Source organism: Nonomuraea turcica (assembly GCF_030718205.1).
Taxonomy (GTDB): Bacteria; Actinomycetota; Actinomycetes; order Streptosporangiales; family Streptosporangiaceae; genus Nonomuraea.
In genome coordinates this window covers 334,671-358,398 of sequence record NZ_JAUZQF010000005.1, presented here as the reverse complement: position 1 = coordinate 358,398, position 23,728 = coordinate 334,671, and the positions used below count along the sequence as shown (strand labels likewise).

Below are 23,728 nucleotides of genomic sequence, written 5' to 3'. Positions count from 1 at the left end.
TCCGAACCGGTGGGTGGGGGAGCGGCCTCTAGTCTTGACCCCATGCAAGAGAAGGATCTTCACGCCATCGCCGCCCGGCTGGCCGAGGTGCCCGGTGTGGTGGCCGTGGTGCTGGGCGGCAGCAGGGCGCGCGGCACACACCGGCCGGACTCGGACATCGACCTGGGCCTCTACTACCGAGGGCGGCTCGACGTGGACAAGCTGCGGGCGCTTGCGCGGGAGGTGACGGGCGAGCCGGTCGACGTGACCGAGCCGGGCGGGTGGGGCCCGTGGGTGGACGGCGGCGGATGGCTGACCGTGAAAGGGTGGCGTGTCGACTGGATCTACCGCGACCTCGACCGGGTCCACCGGATCTGGCGGGACTGCCGGGAAGGCCGGAACGAGGTCGGCGTTCAGACAGGGCATCCGCTGGGCTTCTACTCCCACGCCTACGTGGGGGAGGTGGCGCTGTGCCGGGTGCTGGCCGACCCGGGCGGGGAGCTGGCCGCCCTGCGGGAAGAGGCCGCGCAGTACCCGCCGGCGCTGCGCGCGGCGCTGATCAGGGAGCTGAGGGAGGCGGACTTCGCCCTCATGATCGCCCGGTACGGTGCCGCAGGGCGGGACCCGGTGTACGCGGCGGGGGCGTTGTTCCGCGCGATCGGGGCCGCCTGCCACGCGCTGCACGCCAACGACGAGGCCTGGCTGATCAACGAGAAGGGCATGGTGGCCTCGGCGGATCGGCTGCCGTCGGCGCCGAGCGGGTTCGGCGAGCGGGCGCAGGCGCTGCTCGCGGCGGTCGGGCACACACCGGAGGAGATCGGCCGCACGGTCGACGACGCGGCACGGCTTATCGCGGAGGTACGGGCCGCCTGCGGCTCATAAGCGCCCCTGAGTCGTGCCTGGATGGTCAGGAACTGCACACCCAGCCGCTACCCTTCCTTGACCCGGGCCGACGGCGCGGCAGGGGCCTTCGGGCGGCCGACGCGGGCCACGTGGAGCAGGGACGCGGGATCGTCCACCCCCAGCCGCCGCGCCAGCGCCTCCCGCGTCGGGCCGCTGTCGATGATCTGGCTCAGCGGATGCGTGGTGTAGCCGAGGCCGGACAACGTCAGCCAGTGCCGCATGAGCAGGCGGCCCTGCTCCACCTCGTCGCCGGCCGCCCCGACCAGCACCAGCACGTCCCCGTCGTAGTCCAGCAGCCCTCGGGACGCGCCGGCCAGCACCCTGGGCAGGCCGAGCGGCCGCAGCGCCGGGTAGAGGGCGAGCGAGGCGCGCAGGGCGAGCGCCTCGAACCGGCTGAGCGCCAGCGCCCGGTCGCTGAGGCCGTCCAGCAGGTAGCGGCGGTGCCGGCGGGTCAGGCGCAGCCAGGCACGCAGCTCCCGCGTCACCTCCCGGTCCCCAAACTGGTGCAGGTCCGCCGCGTGCAGCAGGTCCGCCAGGTCCCGGCAGGCGACCCGTCGCATCCCGGCCAGCCCGGCGGCCACGTCGTCCGGCAGCCGTCCCGGGTGGTAGTCGCCCCGGTTGGCGCCCCTCGCCCGCACGTCCGCCGTCGTGAACGGCGTACGGTACGGCTCCTCGGCCCTGTGCAGGCAGCCCACGCGCAGCGGCCCGGGGGCGGGGCGGAAGGCGATGGACAGGCCCGCGTCCGCGCACACGATCAGGCAGCACTCCACGAACGCCCCCAGGCTGAGACGCAGGTCGCGCCCCGTGGGGTCGCTGACGGGCAGCGCCCTGGCCGGATCCCAGCCGACCGCGACCTCGTCCGCCCCGTAGGCGAGCGTCCACGGCTGGGTGTTGTGCGCGCTCGGCGCCCGCCAGAAGTCGGGCTCCAGCGCCCGCAACTCGTTCACGCGAGATCCTTGGCGTAGAAGGTGTAGCCGTGCAGCGGGCGCCCGCCCATCGCGACGTACTGGGCGGCGGAGCCGGGGTTGGTGCGCTCGACGTACGTGCTGCGCAGCGTGTGGTAGCCGCCGCGGCGCAGCCCTTCGTGCAGCTCGCGCGAGAGCAGCCGCATGTAGCCATGACCCTGCTCGCCGGGGACCGTGCCCTTGATGATGAGCACCGCCTCGCGGCGGTAGCGGGAGCGGGTGGCGAGCAGCCGGAGCTGCCGCAGGAGATGGAGATTGCCCCGGCATCTCGCGACGAATTCCGAGATGTCGGGCAGGCACAACACGAACGCCACCGGCCGGTCCGCCTTCGTCAGGTACAGCAGCAGCGCCTCGTCCAGCAGGTACGCCAGCCCGTCCGTCTGCGCCGCCAGCTGCTCGGCGGAGATCTCGGTGTAGTAGCCGAGCTGCGCGAAGCTGGCGTTGAGCATCTCCCGCAGGATCGGCAGCTGCTCCGCCACCCGCCGGCGGTCCCCCCGGTGCACCCGCAGCCGCTCGGCCTCGATCCTCCGGTCGTCGAACGCGAACACCTCTTTGTCCGGCACCGGGCAGATCCAGGTGTCGGACTCGAAGCGCCGGCTGAATCCATGAGCCTCGTAGGCAGCCGGGTAGTAGGGATGGTTCCACGCGCTGTCGATGAAACCGCGCTCGCCGAAGCCCGAGGTGATGACCCCGCCCGCCTGGTTGGGCAGCAGCGACACTGGTCCGAAGGCCGATTCCCTGCCAGCGGCCCGCCCGGCGGCGCAGATGCCGTCGAAGAGCTCCTCTGCCGCCTCCTCGGCGAACTCCGTCAGGCCGAACAGCTGAGTCCGCCCGCCCAGCTTGGCGTCCAGTGCGTCATCGGAGTGCAGGGTGGTTCTGGCCACGACCTGCCCGCGCCGGCGCAGCACGTACATCCGCACGCCTTGACGGAACCACGTGCGGACCTGCGCGTGCAGCGGCGGGATGAACCGCGGCTCGCCGGCGTAGACGCGGCCGGTGAGGGAGAGGAAGTCGCGCAGGTCACGGCGGGTCTCGACGGGCTGCAGCCCCGCGAGCTCCGTCATCCGCGCTTCACCGGCGGGCCGTCGCCGTCCTCCGCCGACAGTGGCGTGAACGTCTCGATGTGCGCCATCGGGCCGCCCTCCGCCCGCCAGACCCCGTTGCTGTAGCCCTCGGGCTCGGCGTTGTAGAGCCGGATGTAGCCGCCGGTGGCGTTCTTGGTGCCATCGGTCACCCACTGCATGAGCTTGCGGTGGTGCCGGCTGCGGGCGAAACGCAGCAGCGCGTCGCGGTCCTCGAAGAACGCCAGTGTGCCCAGCGTGAACGGGAACTCCCAGTAGACCTTGTGCCAGCGGTAGCCGCGCATCCGCTTCATGTCGCGCACCATGCGCACCCACGTGAAGGTCAGGGTGAGGATCGACAGCGGCCCCCGGTAGCGGGTGGCCCCGACGAACATGGCCGTCGCCTGCCCCTGCGGCGGCGCCTTGCTGAAATCCGTGGTCCTCATGAGTCCTTCACCAGATAGACGTTCTTCATCTTCGTGAACCCCGCGAACGGGCCCTCGCCCAGGTCGTGGACCTTGACCCTCAGGTCGGCGGCCGTCGGGTCCTCCTTGAGCGACTCGGCGAAGTCGCGTGAGACCGTGCTCAGGTGGGCGACGACGCCCTTGCGGCAGATGGCCGCCAGCTCCTCACGGTCCACGTCGCCGCGTACCTCGAGGTTGATCACCGGGCGGTACTCCAGGCCCGGCAGCTCCTCCAGCGACAGGCAGAACCGGTTGATCGCGGCGGCGTACGGATTGCCCTGGTAGAGGCCGTATTCGACGTCCTGCGGATAGAGGTTCGCGCCCATGTAGGAGATCGTCGAATCCTTGCGCCCGAACAGGAACAGCAGCGGCAGGTTCAGCCGCTCGTCGGTCCACGCCCGCTGGTACTCCTGCGTGCCTAACGCCTCCCGCACCTCGGCGAGGGTGTACAGGCGGGCCTCGTCGCCGACGTTGTAGCGGAGCTTGGGCTGCAGGCAGCTCTTGGTGTTGATGGTGCACAGCAGCTCGCCGTCCGCGTTGACCTCCAGGAACGTCTCCAGCGGGTTGTAGTGGAAGATCATCGGGAGCCGCTGCTCGCCCGGGCCGAGCAGCCGGTCGCGCAGCGGCTGGTCGGTGGCCAGGCGCTTGCGCAGCCACACGCTGAAACCGCTCTCCGCGCCCATGCCGATGGTCAGGTCGCTGGCACCGTAGCCGGAGCGCACCTCCTCGAAGCGTTCCTGCAGGTAGTCGCGGAGCGCCTCGGTCATGCCCTCGCCGCCGACCATGCCGCGGATGCGATAGTCCCGCCACGGGAACCCGGCCTCGTCGAGGCGGTCGCGCAGGTGCTTGAGGAACGGCGGGTACGCGGCCACCACGTAGTCGTAGCCGGGCCCGAAGTGCTCCAGCGTGTCGGCGATCTTCTCCAGGTCCGGACCGGTGTTCTTGACCATCGCGATGCGCGCCATGGCGGCGCCCGTGGTCGTGCCGGTGGCCCAGGCGCCCATCGAGTACGCGTTGATCACGAACAACCGCTCGCCCGGGAAGACCAGCTCGATGTACCCGGCGGCGTTGCGGTAGATGCCCTTGAGCTCGCGCGGCCCGCGTACCCAGTTGTACGGTTTGCCGCTCGACCCCGACGACTCGTCCACGATCACGCCGGGGCGGTGCAGCCTGCCCTCCTGGCAGCGGCTCTGCTCGTCGTAGACGCCGGCGTAGTTCTGTTTGGTGGTCTCGGGGAATTCCGCCAGCCGGCTGGCCTGCTCGGCCCCGTTCGCCCGCAGGAAATGGCGGTACGCCGGCACGTCCACGGCCGCGAACTGGCAGGCCACCCTGGCGTGCCTGGCGGCGACCCGGTCCAGCGCGGGATGGTAGCCACGGGCCACCAGCCGCCAGATGGCCGGATGCATCGCGCCGAGCCGGTAGGCGCCGGTCAAGGCCCAGGAATAGGCCTGGAGCCGGACCCGCCGCCAGCGCTGGCGGGGGGTGAGCGGTCCGAGGACGGGACTGAGGCGGGTCATGAGGTGTGACATTACTGATTCCGAATTGAAGATGGCTTTACGAACACTTACTTCGGCGTAGCGGCCTTTGATAGCGCGCCGTCCTTAGGCATGGCCACTGTCGTTGCGGAAGGAAATCTTCCGCGTTCGCCTCTACCGTGAGGATGCGGACGGAGGAGGACTGATGATCGAAGTGTCGTGGCCGCAGGTGAGCGCGCGGCGGCTGCAACGGGCCGGGCTGGGCGCAGCACCTTGGGGCCAGGCGGACCCTGCGGAGGTCGTGGCGGCCATGTGCGGGGCGCACGCGCAGGTGATGTCGGCCGGTGAGGCGTCCGTCGCCCTGCGGCTGGACGGCGCCACGCGGACGCACCTGCGCGAAGCGCTGTGGGATCGGCGCAGCCTGGTCAAGACGTTCGGGCCGCGCGGCACCGTGCACCTACTGCCCGCCCGCGACCTGCCCCTGTGGGTGAGCGCGCTGTCGTCGGTGCCCCCCGGGCACGCCGCATTCCCCGACGGCGTGCGGATGACGCCCGAGCAGACCCACCAGGTGGTGGAGGCCATCCGCGAGGTGCTCGCCGCCGGGCCGGAGATGACGATCGACGAGCTGAGCGACGCCGTCGTGGCGGCCACCGGGCCGTGGGCCGGGGACCTGGTCATGCCCGCGTTCCAGGGCATGTGGCCGCGCTGGCGGCAGGCCATGGCGCTGGCGGGACACCGGGGCGCGGTCGTCTTCGGCCTGAACAGGGGCCGCAAGGTCACCTACACCGCCCCGCCTCCCGCCGAGCCGGTCGAGGACGGGCTCGGCGGCCTGGTCAGGAGGTATCTGACGGCGTACGGACCGGCCACCCCCGACCAGTTCGCGCAATGGGCCGGCGGGCCGGTGCGGTGGGCGGCCCGGGGGTTCGAGGCGGCCGGGCTGGAGGAGGTGCTGTTCGAGGGGCGGCGGGCCTGGGTGGTCGCCGGCGACACGGCCTTCCCCTCGGACCCGCCACGCGGGGTGCGGCTGCTGCCGTACTTCGACGCGTACGTGGTGGCCGGGCGGCCGCGCGAGCTGCTGTACCCGGGCGCGGCGGCACAGCGGGCGCTGGCCGGCGGCCAGGCGGGGAACTTCCCCGTGCTGCTGGTGGACGGGGAAGTGCGCGGGGTGTGGCACCAGCGGCGTTCCGGCAGCAAGATCGACGTCACCGTGGAGACGCTCCGCGATCTCACACCGGCCCAGCTGCGCGACCTCGACGAGCAGGTGGAGCGGGTGGGGGAGGTGCTGGAGGGCCGGCCGCGCCTGACCATCGGCCCCGTGGCAGTGGGACCGCATGCCTGACTCCCTATTCTTCCCTGACATGCCCTATTGTAGGGAGTGTTATGGAGCAATACACCGTGGAGCAGGCAGCCAGGCGACTGGGGTTGCACGTCAAGACTGTGCGTAACTACGTGCGGGACGGGCGGCTGCCCGCCGCGCGCGTCGGCAAGCAATACCGGATCGCCAGGCAGGACCTCGCGGCGTTCGCCGGGCTGCCCGACGACCGCCCGGAGGTGCCGCGGCACGCCGAGGTGTCCAGCATCGTGCAGATCGACGGCGTCGAGCGGCGTGAGATGGACCGGATCAGCACGATGGTCATGGGATCGCTCGCGGGAGCGCCGCACGGGCTCCGCGTGGAGTTCGCGTACGACGAGGAGCGCGCCCACTTGAAGATCATCGTGCTGGGCGGGCTCGAGGAGAGTGCCCAGGTGCTGCGGATCGTCGACGCGCTGGTGCGGCAATGAGTGGCATCTACTCCTCGCCGGAGGGCGCACGGGCGGTCGAGCGGCGCTACCGGGAACTGCTCGGCCGCTGGCCGGTGCCGGGCGAGCACGTGCGCGTGCCCACCGGGCAGGGCGAGACGTTCGTGCTGGCGTCCGGGCCGGACGGCGCGCCCGCGGTGGTGCTCCTGCACGGATCGGGGGCCACCAGCGCCATGTGGATGGGTGACGTTGCCGCTTGGGCGCGGCGGTTGCGGGTGTACGCGGTCGATGTGATCGGCGAGCCGGGGCTGAGCGCGCCGTCGCGGCCGCCGCTCGGCTCCGGCGCGTACGCCGCGTGGCTCGACGACGTGCTGGACGCCCTGGGCGTGGAGCGGGCCTCGATGGTGGGCGTTTCGCTCGGCGGATGGCTGGCGGTCGACTACGCCACATGCAGGGCCGGGCGGGTCGAACGGCTCGCCCTGCTCTGCCCCAGCGGCATCGGCCGCCAGCGGTGGCTGCCGCTGCTGGGCGCGCTGCCGCTGATGCTGCTGGGCGAGCGGGGCCTGCGGCGCGCCATGCGCCGCCTCCTCGGCCCCGCCGCGGAGGGATGGGCCGCGAACGGTTCCGCCGCGGAGGGCGGCGGTGATCTCGGCGCGTTCTCGTTGCTGATCCAGAAGAGTTTCCGGCCGCGCCGCGGCAAGGTGCCGGTCTTCGGCGACGAGGCGTTGCGCGGGCTGGCCGTGCCGGTGCTGGCGATCGTCGGAGGCCGCGACGCCCTGCTCGACTCCCACGACACGCGCCGCCGCCTCCAGCGCAACGTCCCGCACGCCGAGGTACGCCTGCTGCCCGACGCCGGACACCTGCTCCCCGCCCTCACCCGAGAGATCATGGACTTCCTGGAGACCGCCCATGCCTGACGACAGCGTTCACCTCTGCCCGCCCGACGGCCCGCGGCTGCGTGACGAGCGGGACGCGCTCGACCTCATCGGCGAGGCATGGGGGCACGGCGCCACCTGGGTCGCCGTGCCCGCCGAGCGGCTGCACGAGGACTTCTTCTCCCTGCGCACCGGCGTGGCGGGGGAGATCGCGCAGAAGTTCGTCAACTACCGGATGGGGCTGGCGATCGTGGGGGACGTCTCCCGCTTCACCGCCGCGAGCGAAGCCCTGCGCGCCTGGGTGCTGGAGTCCAACCGGGGCACCCACCTCTGGTTCGTCCGCGACCTGGAGGAACTCGCGGCCCGGCGCTCCTGACGTCAGCCCTCACCGCCCGGCCACGCGTCACCCCAGTCCACGTCCCTGGCGCGCCGGTAGAGCTCGCCCTGCCGCTTGGAGACGATCACGTCACGTAGCCCGTCGTCGGCCGTGCACAGCCGCAGGGACACCACGCCCTTGCGTTTCTGCGGGTGCCGCAGCACCCGGGCCTCGGCGCGCGGGGACGGGCCGGCCGTGGCGGCGACGTAGGAGAACTTCTCGTCCTCGAAGCTCAGCGTCCCCGCCTTGACCTGGCGGTGCAGGGAGCTCCTGGGCAGCCTGACGGAGAAGTGGCACCAGTCGCGGCCCGGCTGGATCGGGCAGCGGCCGTCGTGCGGGCAGGGGGCGGCGATGGTCATGCCCTGCCCGGACAGCACCTCCCGGGCGGCGGCGATGGTGGCGTAGCCGGCGGGGGTGCCGGGCTCGATGATGATCACCATGGCGGTGCCGTCGGCGAGCCAGCGCACGATGTCCGGTCGGTCCCGTTCGGGGAGCTCGCCCAGCGCGTACGACATCGTCGCCAGGTCGGCCGGCGGCCGGTTCAGGCCAGGCCGGATGGCGGCGTGCCGCCACGTGGTGTCCCGCACGGCGGCCGCCTCCGACCCGCGGGCCAGGCGCCTGCCCAGGTCGATGACGTGCGGGTCGTGCTCGATGACCGTGACCTGGCGCAGGGACGGCCAGATCGCACCCGCCGCCCAGATGGCCGCCCCGGTCCCGCCGCCGGCGTCGAGAAGCGTCGCCGGCTGGAAGCCCGGCGTCAGCGCCGCCGCCTGACGCATCGCGGCGCCGGCGGCGGCGTAGGTGGCGGGCATGCGGTACGCGGCGTAGGCGGCGACGTCGGCCTGGGTGCGCAGGTGCGTGCCCCCGGCTGACGGGGTGCGGTAGCTCTCGGTGAGGTGGGCGACCGACCGGGACAACTCCTGCGGCGAGTAGCGGGTCAGGGCCTGGTCCAGGGCGGCTCTGAGGGCGTCGGGCAGCATGGGACATTATCAACCACGCGCTGTGCCCCTGGCGAACAGCTATCGGGCGCCGCCGAGTGGGCCGATCCCGCCGGCGGGCGGCCCGTCAGCTCGCGGAGGCGGTCCAGGCGCGGCCGGTCTGGGCGGTGTGCTCGGCGAGGATCCCGCCGATGGCCGACGTCAGCAGGTGCCGGTGCTCCTGCGGCAGTTTCCCCGCCAGCGCCTCCAGCCGCTCGCTCATCGCCTCGTGTGCCAGCGCCCCAAGCCGTTCCCCTTCCGGGGTCAGCACGATCCGGCAGGCCCGGCGATCCTTCGAGTCGCGGGCGCGGGCCACCAGGCCGCGTTTCCCCGCCCGGTCCACCAGCCCCGTCAGGCTGGACTTTTCCAGGTGCAGGGACCGGGACAGGTCCGTCATCCCGACGGGCCCGTCGATGAGCAGGCAGAGCAGCTGGGCCTGCTGCGGGGTCAGGTCGTGCTCCCTGGCGACCTCGTCGAACACCTGCTGCACCAGGTGCGACAGGCGGACGAGCGCCTCGGTGAACCGCAGGAGCGGCTCCTTCGTGGTGACCACGCCACCGAGTCTAGTTGACACTAGTTGGTAGTACGAACTATTTTTCTCGCGTAACAACTATTCGTATTACCAACTAATGCGCGGCCCGCCGCAAGGAGCCCCTCATGCCCGACTACGGCCACGACCTGCTCTTCAGCGCCAACATCGTGCCGTACGCGCAGGACCCCGGCACCGTCGTAGCCCACGCCCAGCTCGCCGAACGCGCCGGGCTGGACCTCGTCACCTTCCAGGACCACCCGTACCAGCCGGCGCTCCTGGACACCTGGACGCTGCTCGGCTACGTGGCCGCCGCCACCGAGACGATCAGGCTCGCGGGCAATGTGCACCCCTTGCCCCTGCGGCCGCCCGCCATGCTCGCCCAGGCCGCCGCGAGCCTGGACCTTCTCAGCGGCGGCCGGTTCGAGCTCGGTCTCGGGACGGGCGGCTACTGGGACGCCATCGCCGCCATGGGCGCCCCGCGCCTGACCCCCGGCGACGCCGTGGCCGCGCTTGAGGAAGGCATCCAGATCATCCGCGCCGCATGGGACACCGACGCGCCCGGCGGAATCCACTTCCACGGCGTTCACCACCGGGTGGAGGGCACGCCGCGCGGGCCGCGTCCGGCCCACGACATCGGCATCTGGCTCGGCGCGTACAAGCCCCGGATGCTCCGCCTCACCGGACGGCTCGCCGACGGCTGGCTCCCTTCCCTCCCGCACCTCCGGACCACCGCCAAGATCGCCGAGGGGAACGCCGTCATCGACGAGGCGGCCGCCGAGGCCGGCCGCGCGCCGGGCGACATCCGCCGCCTGCTCAACCTCGGCGAGGAGCTGCCACCCGCCCAGCTCGCCGAGCTCGCGCTGGAGCACGGAATCAGCGTCTTCACCCTCATGACCGGCGATCCGGCTCAGATCCAGCGTTTCGCCGCGGAGACGGCGCCGGCCGTACGCGAGCTCGTCGCCGCCGCACGCCGCACCGCCCCAACCGCAACCATGGAGGGGAGCCCCGGGGGACGCGCGCCGCGAGCGGCCCAGCCCAGTGCCTCACCGCAGCCGCCGCCGGAGGCCGAGCCGTCGCTGGGGTTCACCCCGACCCCGGACGATGGCGTGCGCCTGAGCGACGTCCGCGTCTGGGACGAGAGCACCCGGCCCACCGCGCCGCGCCCCGGCTCCGCCAGGCGCTACACCCCCCGGGAGCAGGCCAACGGCCGGCACCTCATCGACGTGCACGACCACCTGCGCGCCGAGCTCGCCCAGTTGCGCGACCTGATCGGCCAGGTCGCCGCGGGAGCGCTCGACGCGGACGCCGCCCGCTCGCACATCAACACCATGACCATGCGCCAGAACAACTGGACGCTCGGCGCCTACTGCGAGTCCTACTGCCGGCTCCTCACCATGCACCATTCCGCCGAGGACGCGGCCGTGTTCCCCCACCTGCGCCGCGTCGAGCCCGCACTCGCGCCGGTGCTCGACCGGCTCAAGGAGGAGCACCAGGCCATTCACAAGATCCTCGAACGGATCGATCGGGCGCTGGTGGCGTTCGTCGGGGACCCGGCCGGCCGCCTGGGCGAGCTGCGTGCGGTCGTGGACCTGCTCACCGACAGCCTGCTGTCGCATCTGTCCTACGAAGAGCGCGAGCTCGTCGAGCCCCTGGCCAGGCACGGCATCTGATGTTTGCCCCTGCGGCGGCCCGCGAGGGCCGGAGCGCACGCCACTGATACGCTTTATGCCGTAAGGAGTTCTGTCCGCAAGGAGAATCCCGCGTTGGTCGTGTACGCCGGTCAGGGTGACGCGCGCCGTTCGATGGCGCTGCTGTGGCGCACGGAGGAGCGGGACGAAGCCCGGCCGGGGCCCAAGCCGGGGCTCAGCGTGGACCTGATCGTCGAGGCCGCCATCGCGGTGGCCGACGGCGAGGGCATGACGGCGCTGTCCATGCGCAAGGTCGGCGAGCGGCTCGGCCGCACCGGGATGGCGCTCTACACGTACGTGCCGAGCAAGGGCGAGCTGGTCGACCTCATGTACGACCGGGCCATGGCCGAGCTGCCGGTCGACTACGACCTCGGCGGGGGCTGGCGCCCGGCCGTCACCGCGTGGGCCGAGCACATGTGGGCGTTCTTCCTGCGTCACCCGTGGATGGCGCAGGTGTCGCAGGCGCGGCCCGTGCTGGGGCCGAACGAGTTCGCGGTGCTGGAGACCTTGGTCGGCATCCTGCGCCTGACCGGCCTGCCGCCCGCCCGGCTGCGTGGCGTGGTGGCGCTGCTGTTCGACTTCGTGCGCGGGGCGGCCAGGACGGTCGCCGAGTCACGCCAGGCCCCGTCGGAGACCGGGGTGTCGGACGAGGAATGGTGGAAGGCGCGCTCGGCCCTGCTGGAGGAGGTAGCCCCCGGGTTCGCCGCGCGCTACCCGCTGGTGAGCTGGGTGGAGTCCGAAGACGACACGCCCGGCGAGGGCGAGCCGTGGCTGCGGCACCGGGCCTGGCAGACGTTCACGGTGGGCTTGGCCGTGCTGCTCGACGGCGTCGAAACGGCCGCTGCCGGCCCTTGAGGAAACGGTTTCGCCGCCCGCTGGGCGCGCCATCCTAATAGGGTGCACATCACTGATCTTCCCCACGCCCTGTACGCCCGCCGCCTGCGCCGCCAGGTCATGTCGGGCCCGCTGCCGCAGCACGTCGGCCTGATCATCGACGGCAACCGGCGCTGGGCCAGGCAGAGGGGGCTGGCCAACCCGAGCATCGGCCACAAGTACGGCGCCGACCACATCGAGCATGTGATGACCTGGTGCGAAGGACTCGGCATCCGGCACCTGACGATATTCCTGTGCTCGACGGAGAACCTGCAGCGGCGCGGCGACGAGGAGGTCGCGTTCCTGCTGCGGGTGATCGAGCAGATGGTCGCCGACCGGCTCGACCGGCCGGACGCCCGCTGGCGCGTGCACGTCGCCGGCCTGCTCGACATGCTGCCCGACACCACCGCCCGCGCGCTCAAGAGCGCCGTCGAGGCGACCCGCGCGTGCGCCACCGGCTTCCATCTCACGCTGGCCATCGGGTACGGCGGCCGCCAGGAGGTCATCGACGCCCTGCGCGAGCTGCTGTACGAGCGGGCCGAGGCCGGGCAGTCCATGCTGGACCTGGCCGCCACGCTGACCGCCGACGACATCGCCAAGCACCTCTACACGGCCGGGCAGCCGGACCCGGACCTGGTGATCCGCACCAGCGGCGAGCAACGCATGTCCAACTTCCTGCTCTGGCAGTCGGCCTACTCGGAGCTGTACTTCTGCGAGGCCTACTGGCCGGCCTTCCGTGAGATCGACTTCCTGCGGGCGCTCCGCAGCTTCGCGGCCCGGCAGCGCCGCTTCGGCGGGTGACGGCGTACCCTTGATGTGCCGCCACCTGCTGAGGAGTCAACACGTTGCCCGGAACGAACCCGCGTGAGCTCGGCCTGCTGGCCGACTGCGCCAACTGCTTCGGGCTGTGCTGCGTGGCGCTGCCGTTCTCGGCCTCGGCCGACTTCGCCGCCGACAAGGCCGCCGGCGACCCCTGCCGTAACCTGCGCGAGGACTTCAGCTGCGCCATCCACGCGCAGCTGCGGCAGCGCGGCTATCCGGGCTGCACCGTCTACGACTGCTTCGGAGCCGGGCAGAAGGTCTCGCAGGTCACCTTCGCGGGCACGAGCTGGCGGCAGGCGCCGGAGACCGCGGGGCAGATGTTCGCGGTGTTCCCGGTCGTGCGGCAGCTGCACGAGCTGTTGTGGTATGTGGCGGAGGCGTTGACGCTGGAGGCGGCCGGGCCGATTCAGGCCGAGCTGCGCAAGGCGCTCGACGAGACCGAGCGGCTCACCCGCGAGAGCGTCGACGCGCTGAAGAACCTCGATCTGGTGGCGCACCGGGCCGGGGTCAACACGTTGCTGCTGCGGGTGAGCGAGCTCGTCAGGGCGGGCTGCCGGGGTAAGGACCGCAGGGGCGCCGACCTGGTCGGAGCCCGGCTCAGGGGTGCCGACCTGCGCGGGGCCGACCTGCGTGGCGCCTACCTGATCGGGGCCGATCTGCGCGGCGCGGACCTGCGGCAGGCCGACCTGATCGGGGCGGATCTGCGGGGCGCCGACCTGGCGGGCGCCGACCTCACCGGCAGCATCTTCCTCACCCAAGCCCAGCTCAACGCGGCCAAGGGCGACGCCGCCACCCGCCTTCCCCCGGGGCTCACCCGCCCCTCGCACTGGCCCGACACACGCGGCGAGCCGAGACCGCAGCCCCGCCCCGGACGCGGGCGGGGCGCGCGGCGCGGGACCGGAGGCCGCGCCCGCCGCCGCTGATTAGAGGTGTCTGCGGAGGAAGCCGAGCTGGTGCAGGAGCAGGCCCTCGAAGATGTCGGGGTCGGACGTGGGTGAGTGCGCGACACCGGTCAACGGCATGCCGATCATGCGTGTGTCCTCTCTTCAGGATCGATCAGAAGCCAAAAGAAGGCGTACGCCAGAGGCGCACGCCTGCACGTGGTGATGCGTCAGCGGCCGCGATGAAAGGGAGATCCGCTGAACGTCCGGCGCGACAGGGGCCGCCAGCCGGGGAATCGTGCGCCTGGCCGCACGGCGGCGATCAAGCGCTGCGGCATCTTAGGCACATCTCCGGCGAATGAGCAAAGCGATCGCGGCCGAAGGTTTCCCTGGAGCAGGGGAACCGCCGGGCGCGCCCGGCGGTCCAAGCTATGGGCGACGTTCACACCGGTGACCATGTTGGAGCCGGATGACGCCGCGGGTGGCCCTTCCCGCTCGCCGGCGCGGGATGGACGTCGCCCCCACCAAAAATGGCCGGCCGTCAGAGCGTCGTCGGCAGCACCGGCAGGCCCCGCACCCCCGGGTCGGCGGCGAAGACGGCGCCCGCGCCGGGTTGCTCGGCCCGGTCCACGTCCAGCGCCGACGTGGTGATGAAGAGCCGGTCGAGATCCTCGCCGCCGAAGGTCACCGCGGTGACCTTGCGGACGGGCAGGCGGATGACCGCGTCGAGCCGGCCGTCCGCGTCGTATCTGTGCACGGCCCCGCCCTGCCACAGCGCCACCCACACCCCGCCCTCGGCGTCGACCGTCAGCCCGTCGGGAGCCCCCTGTGCGGGGTCGACGACGGCGAAAGGACGGCGCCCGCTGAGCCCGCTATAGGGGTCGTAGTCGAGCACGTCCACCCGCCCGGTCTCGGTGTCGGCGTAGTAGGCCAGGGCGCCGTCCGGGCTGAAGCCGAACCCGTTGGAGATCGTCACCTCCGGCAGCACCACCCGCAGTGCGCCGCCGGGCTCGGCCACGTAGAACGCGCCGCGCCCGGGGGCCGCGTCATAGGCCATGCTGCCGATGTAGAAGCGGCCGTCGGGGTCGCAGCCGCCCTCGTTCATCCTGATCGAGGGATCGGTCCACGCCTCGCCCAGGGAGCGCAGCGGGGCGTCCAGGTCGTCGGAGCCGGACAGCAGCAGCTCCCGCTCGGCCGCGACCAGGTAGCCGCCGGACGCGCGCGGCCGCACGACGGCGGCCACCGCGCCCACGTGGCGGCGGCGCACCGCGCCCTGGGCGTCGAGCGCGAGCACGTCGCCGGCCAGCATGTCGACCCACCGCAGCCCGCCCCAGCGGCCGGACCAGACGGGTCCCTCCCCGTGCTCGGCGACGGGGTCGGTCACGGGGTAGGGGGCGATGGTCATGCCGGTCTCCTCGGTCGCTGGCGGGCCACGTACCGATCATGCTGCCAGAATCGGTCAATAGGCGACCGTGAACCTGCTGCCGCGGTGCCGGGGCAGCTCGGCCTCGTCCAGCAGCGCGATCGCGAAGTCCTCCATGGAGATCGCCGACCTGCCGTGCGCGTCGACGAGCAACTCGTCGCCACCGACCCGGTAGACGCCGGTACGCTCGCCCGGCTCCAGCAACGCCGGCGGGCTCAGGTACGTCCAGTCGGCGTCCGTGGCCGAGCGGCAGACCTCGAGCTGCTCGTTGCAGGCCAGCGCGATGGGCCGCAACGCGGGCGGGAAATCGGGAGTCTCGACGAGGGGGAGCCCACCGGCTTCGGGCACGGTCAGACCCGCCGCGCCACCGACGAGCAGCAGCCGCACGCCGGTCCGCGCCACGCCGGCCAGCAGCGCCTTGGCGGTGATCGGGAGCTCGTCCTCGTCACCGGGCGCGGGCCGGGTCGCGCTGATCACCACGTCCTGACCGGCGCTCAACGCGGCCACCTGCTCGACGTCCGAGGCGTCGCCCGCCCGCACCCGGGCGGGCAGGTGGACCAGGCGAGCGGGATCGCGGACGACGGCGGTCACGTCGTGGCCGCGCGACAGCGCCTCGGCCACCACCCGGCTGCCTACGGCTCCGGACGCTCCGAAAATGGTGATGCGCATGGTGTTCAGGATTCCTTTCCGATGAGTACGCGGGGTGCCGCCGCCTCCGGCAGCGGTCGCGTGCGGGTGGGTTGGAGCTGGGCGGCGACGAGCGCGCCCAGCACGATGAGCGCGCCGAGCGCCTGGGCCGCGGTGAGCCGCTGGCCGAGCACGGCCCAGCCGAGCGCGGTCGCGACCACCGGGCTGAGCAGCCCGAGGAAGGTGACCTTGGTCGCCGAGAGGATCCGCAACCCCCGAAACCACAGGGCGTAGGCGAGGGCGGCTCCGATGATCGTGAGGTAGGCGTACCCCGCGAGGTTGGCGGTGGTCAGCGTGGCCGGCGGCGGTCCTTCGACGACGAGCGCCACGGGAAGCAGCAGCAGGCCGCCTGCCACGAGCTGCCAGCCTGTGGTGGCCAGCAGCGGCGCGGGGGACGGCCAGCGCTTGCTCAGCACGACGCCGACGGCCATGACGACGGCCCCGCCGAGCGCGGCGGCGACGCCGACAGCGTCCAGCCGGGCGTCGGCCCGCAACACGAGCAGCCCGACCCCCGCCACGCCCGCCACGGCGGCGACCACGGTGCGCGTGGTCAGCCGCTCGTGCAGCAGCCCGGCCGACAGCAGGGCGACCAGCAGCGGCTGGATGGCGCCGACGGTCGCGGCCACCCCGCCGGGCAGCCGGTACGCGCCCACGAACAACAACGCCAGGAACACCCCGATGTTGAGTGCCCCCAGCACCAGCGCCCGCCACCACCAGATCCCCTGGGGCAGGCGGCGTGTGATGGCGAGGAGCAGGATCCCGGCGGGCAGCGCCCGGATCAGCGCCGCCAGCAGGGGGCGGTCGGGCGGCAGCATTTCGGTGGTGACGAGGTAGGTGGTCCCCCAGATGGCGGGGGTCAGCGCGGTCAGCAGGACGACGGTCCATCGATTACTTAGCACTAAGACAAAGTATCTCAGCACTAAGCTACTTAGCCAGTGATTTACCTCACCGCTAAGACATCGGTAGGGTGGAGGCCGTGGCAGACCACGTCGACTTCATCCTCAAACAGTGGGGCGCCCAGCGGCCTGACCTGGACGTTTCCCCGATGGCCGTGATCGGCCGGCTGTCGCGGCTGTCCCGGCTGATCGACGCGGAGCTGCGGCGCACGTTCGCCGCGCACGGGCTCGACAGGGCTTCGTTCGATGTGCTGGCCACGCTGCGCCGCAGCGACCCTCCGCACCGGCTGACACCCGCCGAGCTGATGCGCGCGTCCATGGTCACCTCGGGCGCGATCACGCAGCGGCTGGACCGGCTGGAGGAGCGCGGGCTGGTGACGCGCACGCCGAGCGAGTCGGACGGGCGGGGCGTTTACGTGACGCTCACCGAGGAGGGATTCGCGCTGATCGACCGGGCGCTGCCGGACCACGTCGCCACCGAGCACCGCGTACTGACCGCGCTGAGCGGGGAGCGGCGCGAGGAGCTCGCGGGCACGCTCCGCGACCTGCTGGAGTCGCTCGGCGACGCCACGGACCTCCCGCCCCGCCCGTAGCGGGGCCGGACCTGGTAGGAATGACGCTCATGTCGGTCTCTTCGTCATCCGCCGCCCTGTCTGACATCGTGGGCAGGCTCCGTGCCGCCGGCTGCGTGTTCGCCGAGGACGAGGCGGAGCTGATCGTCGCCACCGCGCGCACCCCCGGCGAGCTGGCCGCCATGGTGGAGCGCCGGGTCGGCGGCCGGCCGCTCGAGCACGTGCTCGGCTGGGCCGAGTTCTGCGGGCTGCGGCTGGTGGTGGAGCCCGGGGTGTTCGTGCCGCGGCCCCGCACGCGGTTCCTCATCGACGAGGCCGTCGCGCTCGCCCGCGAGGTGCCCGGGACCCCGGTCGTGCTGGACCTGTGCTGCGGCACGGGCGCCATGGGCGCGGCGCTGGCCGCCGGGCTGGCGCGCCTGGCCGAGCTGCACGCCGCCGACCTCGACCCCGCCGCCGTGCGCTGCGCCCGGCGCAACCTTCCCGGCGGGCACGTCTACGAGGGCGACCTGTACGAGCCCCTCCCCGCCACCCTGCGCGGCCGGGTCGACCTCCTGATCGCCAGCCCGCCCTACGTGCCGTCCGGGTCCGTCGGGCTGCTGCCGCCCGAGGCCCGCCTGTACGAGCCGCGCGTGGCGCTCGACGGCGGCGACGACGGGCTGGACGTCGTACGCCGGGTGATCGAGCGGGCACCCCAATGGCTCGCTCCCGGCGGTCACCTCCTGATCGAGACCAGCGCACGCCAGGCGGCGGCGACCGTGCGCGCCGTCGAGCTCGCCGGCCTGGCGGCCCGCGCGGCCGGCTCCGACGAGCTGGACGCCACCGCCGTCATCGGCCGCCTTCCTTAAGAAAAAGCGCCGGAATTTGCCCTGTTTTATGGGTGGCCTACGTTTATTGTGGCGTCCTGCCTGCATGGACTTCCTTCTTCATTCGCGCTTTCATTTTCTCCGTCAGTCCAGTCGGCGGCCCTTCCATATGGGGGAGAAAATGGCTCTTAGGCGGAGAACAATGGTCATTGCCCTCGCATTCGCGGTGGTGGCGGCGAATACCACGCCGCCGCCCGCGTCGGCGGCGGGACGGCGGGATCCGGTGCGGATCACCCGTTTCCTGGGGGAGCAGCAGGTGCCGCACATGACACGCGTCGAGGGCACCACCGTGGGCGGGCTGTCCGGGATCGACCGGGATCCGAGCACCGGAATCTGGTACTTCATCTCCGACGACCGATGGCGCTACAACCCGGCCCGTTTCTACACCGGCCACCTGGACATCGACCAGGTGACCGGGGCGTTCAACGGGGTCCGGCTGACCGGGGTCACGACGCTCACCAGGGCCGACGGCACGCCGTACCCGGCGTACGGCAAGCCGGAGTCGGCCGACCCCGAGACGATCAGGTTCGACCGGCGCAGCGGCCGGCTGCTGTGGGGCGACGAAGGCGACCGGCCGGACGCCAGAAACCCGGCCATCCCGATCTCCATGTCCGCCGTACGGGCGATGGACCTGCAGGGACGGCACCTGGGCGAGCTGCGGCTACCGCGCAACCTGCGGCTGACCGGCGCCGACAGCGGTCCGCGCCGCAACTTCGGCTTCGAGGGGCTGGCCGTCACGGCCCGTACGATCACCGCCGTGACCGAGGGTCCGCGCTATGAGGACGGGCCGCCGCCGACGGCCGATCGAGGCGCGCTCGCGCGGCTCACCGTGTGGAACCGGGCAGGCCGGTTGCGCGCGCAGTACGTCTATCCGCTCGACCCGCTGCCCGTCGCCCCCGTCCCGCCCGGCGGGGAGGCCGACACCGGGGTGTCGGAGATCCTGCCCATCGACGAATACCGCTATCTGGCGCTCGAACGTGCCTGGATCGAGGGCGTCAATTACCGGGTGCGGCTGTACGAGATCGACCTGCGTGGCGCCACCGACGTCCTGGACAGGCACTCTCTGGAGGACGCCGTGAACGTGCTGGACACGCGCTCTCCGGAAGCCGGCAGGCCGTACCGGCCGGTGGTCAAACGCCTGGTCCACGACCTGAGCGCGGTCAGCACGCCGGTGCAGAACCTGGAGAGCATGGCCTGGGGGCCGCGCCTGGCGAGCGGCGAGTGCACCCTGGTGATCGGGTCGGACGACAACTTCAGCCAGCAGGAGGTGACGCAGTTCCTGGCGTTCGGCGCCACCGGCTGCCGCTGACGCCGGCCCGCTACAGCCCGTGGATGCGGCGGCCGGTGATCTGCTGGCAGGCGATGCGGATGTACAGATGTCGCTCGCCGCCCGCCCACGGTGTGACGCCCGCGCGGGTCACCTCGGGCACCTCCTCCTCCGGCACGTGATGGGCCGGCCCCTGCACCAGGACGCTCCAACCCTCCCGGTTGGTCTCGTCGAAGAGGTCCACCTCGAAGGCGATCTTGATGTCGACTCCTTCGAGCCCCGTACGCAGGTCCCTGTCCATGGGGCCGCCGGCGGCGGTGCGGAAGACGATGGCGCCCTCGTGCATCTTGTAGTTGACCGGCAGCACCGTCGGCCCGTGCGAGCCGTTGAACGCCACCCGCCCGATCCCGCCGGGACCGATCAGCCGCAGGCACTCCTCCTCGTCCAGCACCTCCATGGTCGGATTGGCCATGGCGGGACCGTGTCCGGGCGGCCGTTCCCTGCCCCCGCCGAGAAGCTCCTCCGTGGTCGTCCGCAGGGCGTCGGCCAGGCGGTAGAGCGCGCCGGTGTCCGGCATGTCGGGGTGCTCCTCCAGGTAGGTCAGGTAGCCCGGCGACATGTCGGCGCGTTCGGCGACCTCCTCGCGGGTCAGGCCGAGGCGCTCGCGGTGATGGATGATGCGACGCCCGAGATCCCCCGTCCCAGTCATGATCGCTTCCCCTCCTCTGTACGACCGGCACGCGACGCCGTTGACGCGCGCCTGCCGATGGTCGGCGTCGATGAACAGCCGCCGCCCGCGGAAGCGGATCGGCATGGACAACAAGCCGAGCCGCCCGGGCAGCAGCGGGTCCAGCCGCAGCCCGTCCCGCCGCAGCTCCAACCCCAGGTAGCAGCGCTGCAAGAGGTCCAGCGTGCCGCCCATGGCGCCCAGGTGGATGCCCTCCGCGGTGGTGCCGCCCTGGACGTCCTTGATGTCGCTGTGGAGCGCTTCGGTGAAGAACCGCCAGGACTGGGCGCGGTTGGCGCGGGACAGCACCCAGGCGTGCACGACCGCGCTGAGGGTCGAACCGTGGCTGGTGCGCTCCAGGTAGTACGAGATCGTACGGGGGAGCAGGCCGGGCTCGACGGGGTAGCCGAGCCCGCGCAGGATGCCGGTCAGCTCATCGCCGGTCAGCAGGTAGCAGAGCATGAGCGTGTCGGCCTGTTTGGACGCCTTGTAGCGGTTGACGTCGTCGCCGTCGGCCTCCAGGGCCCGATCCAGGCGGCGCACGCCGTGGTAGCGGTGCCAGTCGAGCTCCTCCAGGTCGGCGTACCCGCTGAACTGGCTGATGACGCCGTCGTGGAAGTCGACCCGCAGGCAGCTGCCGATCTCGTCCCAGCGGTCCAGCTCGGCCCGGTCCGGCACCAGGTCGGGCGCCAGGCGGGCGGTCTCGCGGGCGCGCAGCAGCAGCCAGGCCGTCATGACGTTGGTGTAGGCGTTGTTGTCCACGCCGGGCACGGCGGCGCCGGGGTAGCGGTCGTGGTACTCGTCGGGGCCCATGACACCGCGGATCTCGTACCGGTCGCCGTGCCGCACCGCCATCGAGGCGAAGAACCTGGCGATGTCGAGCAGCAGCTCGGCGCACCACGGCGGCATGGATCCGGTGGCCAGGTAGTGCTGCCAGACGTTGTAGGCGATGGCCAGGCCGACGTGCCGCTGCAGGTGCGAGTGGTCGGGCAGCCAGCGGCCCGATTGGGGGTTGAGGTGCAGGATCTGGGTCTCCTCGCGGCCGTCGCTGCCGCTCTGCCAGGGGAACATCGCGCCGCCGTACCCGGCCTCCCGGGCGGCGTCCCGCGCCTCGGGCAGCCGCCGCCAGCGGTAACGCAGCAGGCCGAGCGAGATCTCCGGGAAGCGCAGGCTCAGCCAGGGCTGGACGAACAGTTCGTCCCAGAACACGTGGCCGCGGTACGCCTCGCCGTGCAGGCCGCGGGCCGGCACGCCGGCGTCGAGGTCCGCGGTGTGCGGGGAGAGCGTCTGCAGCAGGTGGAAGATGTGCAGGTGCACGATCCGCGACAACTCGGCGCCGCCCACGTCGAGCCGGGCGCACCGCCACAGCCGCTCCCAGGCGGCCGCGTGCCGGGCCAGCAGGTCGTCGAACGGCGGAGCGCGGCGCACGTGGCGCAACGCCGCCGAGCGGGCGTCGTGGCTGGCGTGGTCACGTGACGTGGCCAGCGCCACGGTCTTGGTGAGGACGGCCGGCCGGCCCCGGCTGACGTCCAGCACGTGCTCGCAGGTGATGTTGTCGGCCTCCCGATGGAGCACGCACGGTCGCCCGGGGGCGTCGATCCGGCCGGCCAGGGCGATGGTGATGTGGGAGCAGCGGGTGATGGCGGTCAGCCAGGTGATGTCGTCCTGCGTTCCGGTGTCGTGGCAGGTCAGGTGGTCGCCGCGCAGGTCGCGGTAGCGCGCCACGCCGTCGTTGGCCACCCGCCCGTCGAGCATGGACCGCACGCGGAGCGGCCCCGACCAGTTCTCGGCCGTGAAGGTGGTCTGCATCGCCGCCAGGTAGGGGTCGGCCATCGAGACCAGCCTGCGCTGGCGCACCGCCGTGACCCGGCCCGCGTCGTCGCGCCAGCGCAGCTTGCGCGTCAGCACCCCGTGCCGCAGGTCCAGCACGTGGCGGTAGGCCAGGAGGTCGGCCCGCTCGGGCGCGAACCAGTCGCCGTCCGGCGTGGCGAACGTCAGCGGCAGCCAGTCGGGCAGGTTGACGATGTCCTCGTTCGTTACGGTACGGCCGGCCACGAAGGAGTCGATCCGGTCGTAGCAGCCGGCCACGTACGTGCCGGGGGTGCGCACCTCGCCGTCCGGCGTGGCGCCGCGCGTGGCGAACCTGCCGTTGCCCAGCGTGCACAGCGCCTCGCGCAGCCCCTCGCCTTTGGGGTCGAAGCCGTCGTAGACCAGGATCCAGGTGTTCATGGCCGCCCCACGGGCACCCGTCCCGCCACGCGCATGTCGGCCAGGTCATCGACGACGGCGTCCGCCCCGGCGGCCCGCATCGCGGCGGCCCGCGACCCGCTCCTGTCGACGGCGACGATCAGGCCGAAGCCGCCCCTGCGGCCCGCCTCCACGCCGGGCAGCGCGTCCTCCACGACCGCCACCCCGGCCGGCGGCAGCTCCAGACGGCGGGCGGCCTCCAGGAACAGCGCGGGGTCAGGCTTGCCCGGCAGGCCGAGCCTGGCGGCGTCGGCGCCGTCCACCAGCACGTCGAACAGGTGCAGCAGGCCCGCCGACGACACCACCGCGCGGCAGTGCCGGCTGGCCGAGACCACCGCCGTACGGCAGCCGCGGTGTCGCAGCTCGTGCAGCAGCGCCACGGTGGACGGGTACGCCGCCACGCCGTGCTTGTCGATCTCCGCCACGAACAACGCGTCCTTGGCCCGTCCCAGCCCGTGCACGGTCGGCGTATCCGGCTCGTCGCCCGGCCCGCCCTCGGGCAGCGAGATGCCCCGGGAGGCCAGGAACGTCCGCACCCCGTCCAGCCGCGGCCGCCCGTCCACATACGCCAGGTAGTCGGCGCGCACGTCGAACGGCGCCGAGCCGCGGCTGCGCAGGAAGCCGTCGAACACGTGCTTCCACGCGGCGGCGTGCACCCGCGCCGTGTCGGTGACCACGCCGTCGGTGTCGAAGACGACCGCGCGGATGCTGGTGAGGTCAAAGGTGGCCATGCCTGGACGCTACCCGCGCAAACGCCCTCCAGCCCTGGCCGCGCCGGTCAGGAGGCCGGGTCGCGGCGGTCGTTCGTGCCGAACCCGTCCAGGGCCTCCCGTTCCTCTAGGGGGCGCAGCTCCTCGAAGACCGTGATGTGCAGGCCGGCCGGTGCGTCGAGGCGGGCGTTGAGCGACTCCCATGGGGTGACCGTCGGCGGCGCCACCTCGGCCGCACCCGCCGACACCAGCCGCTCGGTGGTGGCGCGTGCGTCGTCCACCTCGAACGCGACCCGGATCTTCGGCGCCACCTGCCGCCCCACCTCCACCTCGTCGATCATCTTCTTCTGCGCCGGGTTGGCGATCTCCAGCGTGGCCCGCCCGGCGTCCAGGATCACCACCCGGGCCCCGTCCCCGCTGGAGAACGCGGCCTGCTCGGGGAGCCCCAGGACGTCGCGGTAGAAGGCGAGCGCGGCCTCGTAGTCGTCCGCCTCCACCACCAGGCGGAGCTGGCGGACCGGGCGGCGGCCGCCCTCGGGCTCGGCATGCGTGCTCATGATTCTCCTCCGGGTGCGAGCCACGACGTTCGTTCCCCTACGGCAACCCGCTCGCCGTGCGCGTTCATCCCCTCCTGCCATTTCTCCCGTCATGTCGCAGGTCGGGGCGTCGGCGGGCACCTTTTGCTCATTTTGAAAACTTTCCCGGGAACCGCGGCCCCGGCAGGA

24 protein-coding genes are annotated in these 23,728 nt (G+C 72.4%); 12 read left to right on the top strand and 12 right to left on the bottom strand.

All coding sequences use genetic code 11. From position 1 onward, the window contains the following. Positions 1–42 precede the first annotated feature (42 nt). Entirely contained in the window at positions 43–861 is an 819-nt protein-coding gene (locus tag Q9G87_RS16005) for a nucleotidyltransferase domain-containing protein (RefSeq protein WP_305917134.1), read from the top strand. 47 nt (positions 862–908) lie between these two features. Here Q9G87_RS16005 and Q9G87_RS16000 read toward each other — a convergent pair whose 3' ends face one another. Genes Q9G87_RS16000 through Q9G87_RS15985 form a run of 4 tightly spaced genes read right to left on the bottom strand, consistent with a single transcriptional unit; the run spans position 909 to position 4,889 of the window. Then, complete coding sequence (locus Q9G87_RS16000; RefSeq protein WP_305917133.1) at positions 909–1,829, bottom strand: nitroreductase family protein; 921 nt, start codon at positions 1,827–1,829, stop codon at positions 909–911. After that, positions 1,826–2,911 carry a hypothetical protein gene (locus Q9G87_RS15995; RefSeq protein WP_305917132.1) on the bottom strand — a complete coding sequence of 362 codons (1,086 nt, stop codon included), beginning with the start codon at positions 2,909–2,911 and terminating at the stop codon, positions 1,826–1,828. The genes Q9G87_RS16000 and Q9G87_RS15995 overlap by 4 nt, the downstream gene beginning before the upstream one ends. Next, positions 2,908–3,354 (bottom strand): DUF4188 domain-containing protein, encoded by a 447-nt coding sequence (locus tag Q9G87_RS15990; protein WP_305917131.1) that lies wholly within the window; start codon positions 3,352–3,354, stop codon positions 2,908–2,910. The genes Q9G87_RS15995 and Q9G87_RS15990 overlap by 4 nt, the downstream gene beginning before the upstream one ends. Beyond that, positions 3,351–4,889 (bottom strand): phenylacetate--CoA ligase family protein, encoded by a 1,539-nt coding sequence (locus Q9G87_RS15985; RefSeq protein WP_305917130.1) that lies wholly within the window; start codon positions 4,887–4,889, stop codon positions 3,351–3,353. Before Q9G87_RS15985 ends, Q9G87_RS15990 begins: the two co-directional genes overlap by 4 nt. A 163-nt stretch (positions 4,890–5,052) precedes the next feature. Between Q9G87_RS15985 and Q9G87_RS15980 the strand changes: the two genes are divergently transcribed. From Q9G87_RS15980 to Q9G87_RS15965, 4 genes are read left to right on the top strand one after another with little or no spacing between them, the layout of a single operon-like run. Continuing rightward, positions 5,053–6,186 carry a winged helix DNA-binding domain-containing protein gene (locus Q9G87_RS15980; RefSeq protein WP_305917129.1) on the top strand — a complete coding sequence of 378 codons (1,134 nt, stop codon included), beginning with the start codon at positions 5,053–5,055 and terminating at the stop codon, positions 6,184–6,186. Positions 6,187–6,227: 41 nt separating this feature from the next. After that, positions 6,228–6,629, top strand: coding sequence for a helix-turn-helix domain-containing protein (locus Q9G87_RS15975; RefSeq protein WP_305917128.1), 402 nt, complete (start codon positions 6,228–6,230; stop codon positions 6,627–6,629). Continuing rightward, positions 6,626–7,504 carry an alpha/beta fold hydrolase gene (locus Q9G87_RS15970; protein WP_305917127.1) on the top strand — a complete coding sequence of 293 codons (879 nt, stop codon included), beginning with the start codon at positions 6,626–6,628 and terminating at the stop codon, positions 7,502–7,504. The genes Q9G87_RS15975 and Q9G87_RS15970 overlap by 4 nt, the downstream gene beginning before the upstream one ends. Next, on the top strand, positions 7,497–7,838 hold the full coding sequence (locus Q9G87_RS15965; protein WP_305917126.1) for a DUF4180 domain-containing protein: 342 nt from the start codon (positions 7,497–7,499) through the stop codon (positions 7,836–7,838). Before Q9G87_RS15970 ends, Q9G87_RS15965 begins: the two co-directional genes overlap by 8 nt. 2 nt (positions 7,839–7,840) lie before the next feature. On the opposite strand, the gene Q9G87_RS15960 is transcribed toward Q9G87_RS15965, so the two are convergent. Continuing rightward, positions 7,841–8,818 carry a small ribosomal subunit Rsm22 family protein gene (locus Q9G87_RS15960; RefSeq protein WP_305917125.1) on the bottom strand — a complete coding sequence of 326 codons (978 nt, stop codon included), beginning with the start codon at positions 8,816–8,818 and terminating at the stop codon, positions 7,841–7,843. Between the two features lie 85 nt (positions 8,819–8,903). Next, positions 8,904–9,368, bottom strand: coding sequence for a MarR family winged helix-turn-helix transcriptional regulator (locus tag Q9G87_RS15955; RefSeq protein ID WP_305917124.1), 465 nt, complete (start codon positions 9,366–9,368; stop codon positions 8,904–8,906). Between the two features lie 104 nt (positions 9,369–9,472). Here Q9G87_RS15955 and Q9G87_RS60685 point away from each other — a divergent pair, with 104 nt between their 5' ends. The 4 genes from Q9G87_RS60685 to Q9G87_RS15930 all read left to right on the top strand — a co-directional run bounded on the left by Q9G87_RS60685 (position 9,473) and on the right by Q9G87_RS15930 (position 13,653). Further along, the gene (locus Q9G87_RS60685; RefSeq protein WP_371825777.1) at positions 9,473–11,017 is read left to right on the top strand and encodes an LLM class flavin-dependent oxidoreductase; all 1,545 of its coding nucleotides are present in this window, start codon (positions 9,473–9,475) and stop codon (positions 11,015–11,017) included. A 93-nt stretch (positions 11,018–11,110) separates the two neighbouring features. Beyond that, on the top strand, positions 11,111–11,890 hold the full coding sequence (locus tag Q9G87_RS15940) for a TetR/AcrR family transcriptional regulator (protein ID WP_305917123.1): 780 nt from the start codon (positions 11,111–11,113) through the stop codon (positions 11,888–11,890). 99 nt (positions 11,891–11,989) lie between these two features. After that, positions 11,990–12,709 (top strand): polyprenyl diphosphate synthase, encoded by a 720-nt coding sequence (uppS, locus tag Q9G87_RS15935; protein WP_371825782.1) that lies wholly within the window; start codon positions 11,990–11,992, stop codon positions 12,707–12,709. A 44-nt stretch (positions 12,710–12,753) separates the two neighbouring features. Continuing rightward, on the top strand, positions 12,754–13,653 hold the full coding sequence (locus Q9G87_RS15930) for a pentapeptide repeat-containing protein (protein WP_305917121.1): 900 nt from the start codon (positions 12,754–12,756) through the stop codon (positions 13,651–13,653). A gap of 499 nt (positions 13,654–14,152) precedes the next feature. Here the strand turns inward: Q9G87_RS15930 and Q9G87_RS15925 are convergent, their stop codons facing one another. Genes Q9G87_RS15925 through Q9G87_RS15915 form a run of 3 tightly spaced genes read right to left on the bottom strand, consistent with a single transcriptional unit; the run spans position 14,153 to position 16,620 of the window. Continuing rightward, a complete protein-coding gene (locus Q9G87_RS15925) occupies positions 14,153–15,016 on the bottom strand; it encodes an SMP-30/gluconolactonase/LRE family protein (protein ID WP_305917120.1) in 864 nt (287 codons plus the stop codon). 54 nt (positions 15,017–15,070) lie between these two features. Further along, the gene (locus Q9G87_RS15920; RefSeq protein ID WP_305917119.1) at positions 15,071–15,703 is read right to left on the bottom strand and encodes an NAD(P)-dependent oxidoreductase; all 633 of its coding nucleotides are present in this window, start codon (positions 15,701–15,703) and stop codon (positions 15,071–15,073) included. A 5-nt stretch (positions 15,704–15,708) separates the two neighbouring features. Beyond that, complete coding sequence (locus Q9G87_RS15915) at positions 15,709–16,620, bottom strand: EamA family transporter (RefSeq protein WP_305917118.1); 912 nt, start codon at positions 16,618–16,620, stop codon at positions 15,709–15,711. 77 nt (positions 16,621–16,697) lie between these two features. Here Q9G87_RS15915 and Q9G87_RS15910 point away from each other — a divergent pair, with 77 nt between their 5' ends. From Q9G87_RS15910 to Q9G87_RS15900, 3 genes are all read left to right on the top strand, one after another. Beyond that, positions 16,698–17,210 carry a MarR family winged helix-turn-helix transcriptional regulator gene (locus Q9G87_RS15910; RefSeq protein WP_305917117.1) on the top strand — a complete coding sequence of 171 codons (513 nt, stop codon included), beginning with the start codon at positions 16,698–16,700 and terminating at the stop codon, positions 17,208–17,210. A 29-nt stretch (positions 17,211–17,239) separates the two neighbouring features. After that, complete coding sequence (locus Q9G87_RS15905) at positions 17,240–18,034, top strand: putative protein N(5)-glutamine methyltransferase (RefSeq protein ID WP_305917116.1); 795 nt, start codon at positions 17,240–17,242, stop codon at positions 18,032–18,034. A gap of 160 nt (positions 18,035–18,194) precedes the next feature. Beyond that, positions 18,195–19,361, top strand: coding sequence for an esterase-like activity of phytase family protein (locus Q9G87_RS15900; RefSeq protein WP_305917115.1), 1,167 nt, complete (start codon positions 18,195–18,197; stop codon positions 19,359–19,361). Positions 19,362–19,371: 10 nt separating this feature from the next. On the opposite strand, the gene Q9G87_RS15895 is transcribed toward Q9G87_RS15900, so the two are convergent. From Q9G87_RS15895 to Q9G87_RS15885, 3 genes are read right to left on the bottom strand one after another with little or no spacing between them, the layout of a single operon-like run. Continuing rightward, the gene (locus tag Q9G87_RS15895; RefSeq protein WP_305917114.1) at positions 19,372–22,275 is read right to left on the bottom strand and encodes a pyridoxamine 5'-phosphate oxidase family protein; all 2,904 of its coding nucleotides are present in this window, start codon (positions 22,273–22,275) and stop codon (positions 19,372–19,374) included. Further along, positions 22,272–23,024, bottom strand: coding sequence for an HAD family hydrolase (locus tag Q9G87_RS15890; RefSeq protein ID WP_305917113.1), 753 nt, complete (start codon positions 23,022–23,024; stop codon positions 22,272–22,274). Before Q9G87_RS15890 ends, Q9G87_RS15895 begins: the two co-directional genes overlap by 4 nt. Positions 23,025–23,071: 47 nt before the next feature. Beyond that, entirely contained in the window at positions 23,072–23,560 is a 489-nt protein-coding gene (locus tag Q9G87_RS15885) for a VOC family protein (RefSeq protein ID WP_305917112.1), read from the bottom strand. Between the last annotated feature and the right edge of the window lie 168 nt (positions 23,561–23,728).